The sequence below is a fragment of the Streptomyces sp. W16 genome, assembly GCF_033194735.1.
GTDB lineage: Bacteria > Actinomycetota > Actinomycetes > Streptomycetales > Streptomycetaceae > Streptomyces.
This window is the reverse complement of the sequence record NZ_JAWOAI010000703.1, coordinates 1-4,177: the sequence shown is the minus strand read 5'-3', so window position 1 is coordinate 4,177 and position 4,177 is coordinate 1. Positions and strand designations below refer to the sequence as shown.

2 protein-coding genes are annotated in these 4,177 nt (G+C 73.8%); one reads left to right on the top strand and one right to left on the bottom strand.

What is annotated here, in order from left to right; genetic code table 11:
* Positions 1–204, bottom strand: a 204-nt coding sequence (locus tag R6V09_RS47485; protein ID WP_317887668.1) for a hypothetical protein, incomplete at its 3' end; no start/stop codon positions are given.
* A gap of 101 nt (positions 205–305) precedes the next feature.
* On the opposite strand from R6V09_RS47485, the gene R6V09_RS47480 reads away from it, so the two are divergent.
* Positions 306–4,177: hypothetical protein (locus tag R6V09_RS47480; protein WP_317887667.1), on the top strand; the 3,872-nt coding region annotated here is incomplete at its 3' end.

Genomic DNA, 4,177 nt, shown 5'->3' with positions numbered 1-4,177 from the left:
GTCGCCCTCGGCGCGGATGCGGTCGTTCAGCCGCCGCACGGCCGCGTCGGCGTCGGCGTCATCGCGTACGGCGGCCACCAGGCCGTCGACGGCGGCCTGCGACTCCTCCTCGCGGAGCCGGCGGCGGATGTCCTCCACGTGCGTGAAGAAGTAGGCCAGCGCTTCGGTGGTGCGCCCTGCCCTGCCCTCGGGGCGGTCGGTCATGGATTCTCCGGTCGGGCCGTGCGGTGTCGCGGTGTGACGATGCTGCGTACGGTAGGCCAATTCGCCCCCGGCAATAGCCAGTTGCTCTACTCTCCGCTGGCATGACGATGGACGGGAGCTCCGCGCGGGACCACCTGCTGGCGGCAGCGCGGGTGCGATTACGGCAGGTCAGAGCCACCGGAGACCTGACGGCGCTACGGACGCCGTCGGCACGGGCCGATCTGGAGGCGCTGCTCGCGCTCTTCACCGACGGGCGACGGGACGTCGAGGTCGGCTATCGCCTCGGCTGGCTGCTCCTGCTGGAGGGCCTGGGCGACGGGGACGACGCTCTGATCGACATCGTGGTGGACGGCTTCTCGCTGTGTCTGCTGGCCGGTGTCGAAGACCTGCCTGCCGATCTCCTGTCCGGCATCGCCTCGGCCGCCGAGGAGGGCGCCGGCGCCCTGCTGGACCAGGCCATGGCCTCGCCCGACCGGGACCTGCTGGACCTGGTGGTGGAACAGCACCGCAGGCTCGTGAGAGCCACCCCCGTCGATCACGCGGGCCGGCCGGAACGGTTGCACCGCCTCGGTACCGCCCTCCACAGACGGTTCGAGCGGCGGCACGCGGAGGAGGACCTGACCGCCGCGTTCGCCGCCCACCGCGAGTCGATCGACACCAGCCCCGCAGGCGCCCCCGAGCTCTCGATTCGTCTCAGCGGTCTGGCCGGAGTGCTGTGGTCGCGCCACCAGTTGAAGGGCGATCCCGCCGATCTGGACGCCGCGGTCGACGCCGTCCGGGCGGCCGGGGACACCGCGCCCGCCGGATCGTCGCGCCGGGCGATGTGTCTGTCCAACCTCGGGCTGACGCTGCGGGACCGGTTCGGCCGCAGCGGGGATCCCGCGGATCTCGACGAGGCGATCGCCGCCGGACGGCAGGCGTGGGAGCTGACCCCGCCGGACGACCCGAACCGCACGACGAGGTTGCGGGCCCTGGTGGGGCACCTCGTGATCCGGTACCGGGAGGTCGAGGGCGCCGAGGCCATGGCCGAGACCGTCGCCGGCCTGAGCCCCACAGCCCCGGCGGACCTGGCCATGATCGGCTTCCTCGCCGGTTCGGACGACATCCCGGCCGAGGCGGCGTCCGACGTCGCCCGGCTCGCCGCGAACCTGGCCATCGGCCGGGGCCTGCACGTGGTCAACGTCTACGACCCGGCCGCACACGAGGCCGTCGTCGCACTGTGGCGGCGCATCCTGCGCATCGCCCCCGCCGGTGACCCCGACCGGCACGTCTACCTCGCCAACCTCAGCGGCATGCTGCTGTTCCGCCACCACGCCACGGGGGCGGCAGCGGACCTGGAGTCGGCTCTGGCGGCCGCGCGCCGGGCTGTCCGGGCGGCCCCCGAGGAAGACCCGCACCGGGCGCTGGGGCTAGGCAACCTGGCGGCCTCGCTCGGCGCGCGATACCGGCTGGAGGGCACCGCCGAGGACCTGGAGCTGGCCGTCGACCTGCTGCGGGACGCCACCGCCCGGCTTCCCCACGGCCATGATGACCTGGCCCGCCTCCTCAGCGACCTGGGCGGGCTGCTGGCCGAGAGCTTCCGACTCCACGAGGACCCGGCCGACCTGGACGACGCCGTCACGGCGCTGCGCGCGTCCACCCGCTCGGTACCGGGCGACCCGATGGGCCGGGGACTGGCCCTGAACAACCTGGGTGAGTCGCTGCACGCGCGGTTCATACTGGCCGGAGCCCCGGACGATCTCGAAGAGTCGGTCACCACCCTGCGCGTGGCGGTCGACGTGACGCCACCAGAGCACTCCGGCCACGTCGTGTGCCTCAGTTCCCTGGGCGCGGCTCTGGCCGCCCGGTTCGAGCAGTCGGGGCGCCGCCGGGACCTGGACGAGTCGACGCGGGTCCTGCGTGCCGCCGTGGCCGCCGCCCCGGTGGGGTCCCGGGAGCGGACCAGGAGTCTGGTCAACCTGGCCAACGCCGTCCACTGGCGGCTGCAGACCCCGGACTCGCGCCCGGAGGACTTCGACGAGGCGGTGGCACTGGCCAGACAGGCCATCGCAAGCGCGCCCGACGGCAGCCCCGCCCGGCAGCAGTGCCACTCGCTGCTGGTGAACAACCTCCGGCTGCGTTTCGACCGGCACGGGAACCCGGACGACCTCGCCGAGGCCGCCTCCATCGGAAGGGAGTTCCTGCACGGCCCGCTCGGCGGGGTCCCGGCGGACCGGGCCGAGCGATTGACCGCCGGTGCGCACGCGCTGTTCGCCCAGTACGTGTTCGGCGACCCCTCGTCCGGTCTCGACGACGCGATCGACGCACAGCGCACGGTGCTTCGCGGTCTGGCCCCAGGGAGCACCACCCGTCCGCTCGCCCTGCACAACCTGGCGCTGGCGCTCATCGGGCGCAACGCGCACGCGCATTCCGAGGCCGACCTCAATGCGGCGATCGAGGCACAGCGCACCGCCGTCAGTGAGGCCGGCCACGGACACGCCCACCGGGTCCTGCTGCTGGGCGCGCTCGGCGGCTACCTCCACATCCGCTACTCGTTGTCGGGAGCGCGAGCGGACCTGGACGAGGCGATCGACACCCTCGCCACCGCGGCCAAGGCGGCTCCCGCAGGGCACCCTGGGCGGCAGGGGATCCTCCCGAACTGGTGCGGAGCCCTGCTCCTGCGGGCCGCGGCGACCGAGGCGGAGGCCGCCGTCGCGGACGACCTCGACGCGGCCGTCGCCATCGCCCGGGAGGCGGTGGACACGGCTCCGGACCGCAGTCCGCGCCGGCGATGGCTACTGTGCCAATTCGGCCAGGCCCTGCTGTTCCGGTACCGGGCTCGGCGCTCGCCCGCCGACCTCGACACGGCGATCGCCGTCCTGCAGCAGGCGAAAGGCCTGAACACCGACGGGGTGGACCGGCTGATCGTGCTCCAGCAGCTGGGCGAAGCCCTGCACGCCCGCTTCGAACGGCACGGAGACCCCGCCGACCTCGGCACGGCCGTAGGTCTGTCCGCGGAGATCGTCGCCTCGCCCGCGGCACCGCCCATACTGCGTCTCAGGGCGGCGGTGACCGCAGGTCAGCTCGTGGCGAGCGACGACCCGGCACGGGCGATCGGCTTCTTCGAGACCGCCGTGGAACTGCTCCCCCGCATCGCCCCGCGCCGGCTGCGGCGAGGTGAACAGCAGCGGTCCCTGGGCTGGTTCGCCGGACTGGCGTGCAACGCCGCTGCCGCCGCGCTGTGCGAACCCGGCAGGTCCGCGGACGAGCGGGCGGCGCGGGCGCTGCGGCTGCTGGAGACGGGCCGAGGTGTGCTGATCGGGCAGGCGCTGGACGCCTGGAGCGACCTCGCCCCGCTCCACGCCCGGCACCCCGAACTCGCGGCACGCTTCGAGGAGTTGCGGGATCTGCTGGACCGGCCCGACGACGGCTCGGACGCCCTGCTGGGCGGCTTCACCCTGCCTGGTTCAGAGGGCGCCGCCGTGGTCGACCGGCACCGGCTCGCCGACGAACTCACGGCCGTCCTCGGGCGGATCCGGCAGTTGGACGGATTCGGTACGTTCGGGCTGCCGCCGTCGGTCGAGGAACTGCGCTCCGCGGCCCGGGACGGCGCGGTCGTGGTCCTGAACGTCAGCGTCCTGCGCAGCGACGCCCTGCTGGTCACACGCGAGGGCATCACCTCGGTGCCGCTCCCGGGACTCACCCTGGAGAACGCGACAGAGGTGGGCGTCGCCTGCCAGGGCTACGCCCATGACGCGACCGCCCCGGACGAGGACGTGCGCACGAAGGCGCAGGAGGAGCTGTCCGGAATCCTGGCCTGGCTGTGGGACGTCGTCGCGGAACCCGTCCTCACCGCTCTGGGCCACGACCGTACGCCGGCGAACGGCGCCCACCCGCGCGTGTGGTGGGTGCCCTGCGGGCCGCTGGTCCTGCTGCCGTTCCACGCCGCGGGCCACCACGACGGCTCGGGCCGTGCGGTCATGGACCGCGTCGT